The sequence below is a fragment of the Vibrio sp. 1580 genome, from assembly GCF_033340055.1.
Genome location: NZ_JAWOVT010000474.1, coordinates 1 through 591, shown reverse-complemented (window position 1 = coordinate 591; position 591 = coordinate 1). Strand labels below are relative to the sequence as shown.

Sequence of the window (591 nt, the reverse complement as noted above, 5' to 3'; positions counted from 1 at the left end):
AAACCACGTACGATTAATACCAAGCAAGACAGTATTCAAAACAGTCTTGAAGTCATCGATAAAGCTTTAGCGGTCCAAACCGACGTTGGCACCTACACCAATGGACTTGGCGAAGAAATTATCGCTGCATTTGCCCCAATTCAAACACGCGGCATTACATGGGCGCTCGTGGTTCAACTTCCAGAAAAAGAGGCGTTTTCACGCATTCATCAACTGGAAAAACTCTTCGTTATCGCCATGCTAATCGCGATCATTCTTGTGGTGATTGCATCGCATTATTTGTCCAACTTCATTACATCACCACTGCTGAAGCTGACTTGGGCGGCGGAGAAAGTATCCGCTGGCGACCTCGACGAAACGACATTCAATACCGAACGTAAAGATGAAATCGGTCGCTTGGCTATCAGCTTCGAACGTATGCAGCGCTCGATTCGAGAAAAAATCCAAACCATTAAACAGCAAAACGAAGAACTTGAAAGCAACATCAAGCTGATTCAGAAGCAAAATGATGAGTTGCAACTGGCTGATAAACTGAAAGATGAGTTCCTCGCAACAACCTCGCACGAATTGCGTACACCGCTACATGGCATG

Annotated in this window: 1 protein-coding gene; it reads left to right on the top strand. The window is 45.3% G+C overall.

All coding sequences use genetic code 11. The features are described 5' to 3' along the window. Nucleotides 1-591: HAMP domain-containing protein (locus R7093_RS26670; RefSeq protein ID WP_318147207.1), on the top strand; the 591-nt coding region annotated here is incomplete at both ends.